Here is a 1,161-nt window from a genome sequence, read left to right as displayed (position 1 = left end):
CATTGACCGCGGGATTGGATGTCGCGTGCGGCGACGCCGTCGTCGTCATCGACGCCGATCTGCAGGATCCGCCGGAACTGATCCCCACCCTGATTAACAAGTGGGAGCAAGGTTTCGATGTCGTCTACGCGACCCGGCGGACCCGGGAGGGCGAATCCTTCCTGAAGAAAGCCACGGCCCACTGCTTCTATCGCCTGATGGGGAAGGTGAGTGACATCGACATCCCCGCCGACACCGGCGATTTTCGTCTGATGAGCCAGCGCGCGGTCGCGGCCATCGGCCAGCTCCGCGAACAGAACCGTTTCATGAAAGGTCTGTACGCGTGGATTGGGTACCGACAGACCTCTATCCTCTACGACCGGGATGCGCGCGCTTCGGGAAAAACGAAGTTCAACTACCGCCGCTTGTTGAAGCTCGCGATCGATGGCGTCACGGGATTCTCGACAATTCCTCTGCGGATCGCCACGTCGGTCGGCTTGATCGTCGCTGTCCCGGCGTTTTGGATGGCGCTCTATACCGTTGGCAAAACGCTGCTATTCGGCGATCCGGTGCGAGGCTATCCGTCCCTGATGACCGTCGTGTTGATGCTTGGCGGACTGCAACTCTTCTTCCTGGGCATCCTTGGCGAATATGTGGGCCGTCTGTTCAACGAAGCCAAGCGCCGGCCGCTCTATCTCGTTGCGGGCTATACCCCCGCTAGAGAGATGGATGAGGAGGGTATCCCATTCCGAAGGGTCTCGGATGCAACGAGGTCTATGGATGTTGTCGTCAGGGCTGTGCGGCGTGCGGATTCGGTGGAACATTCTCCCGCGCCCCTTGACATTGCATCGTCGGAAGTAAGAAAGAATTGGACGTGATGCGGAGATGATATAGGTACGCATCGGTATAGGAATTCAAAAAATACTGAGATCAAGGCATAGTGGTAAACGATAAATTTATAGATGGTCGTTGTCATTTAACAACCAAAAATGTTCAAGTAATCGCCCTGCAAGGTATGCGTAATATTCAATCTAATATTCTCCCGATCACTGCAGGGCCTACCTTTGAAGGAGAAATGTGAAATGAAGATTCGATGTGGAGTCGTGGCTGCGACAGCCAGTTTGATTGCGGGCACGGCGTTCGCGCAGTCCAACGTGACGCTTTACGGTGTCGCGGATGCGG

The 1,161-nt window shown here is 55.7% G+C and carries 1 protein-coding gene; it reads left to right on the top strand.

Annotated features, from left to right (window positions below; translation table 11 throughout):
* On the top strand, positions 1-857 hold an 857-nt coding region (locus F7R19_RS29535; protein WP_150982966.1), incomplete at its 5' end, for a glycosyltransferase.
* Positions 858-1,161: the final 304 nt, after the last annotated feature.

This window comes from Cupriavidus pauculus, assembly GCF_008801835.1.
Classification (GTDB): domain Bacteria; phylum Pseudomonadota; class Gammaproteobacteria; order Burkholderiales; family Burkholderiaceae; genus Cupriavidus; species Cupriavidus pauculus.
The sequence above is the reverse complement of the archived record's forward strand: the minus strand, read 5'-3'. Positions and strand labels throughout refer to the sequence as shown.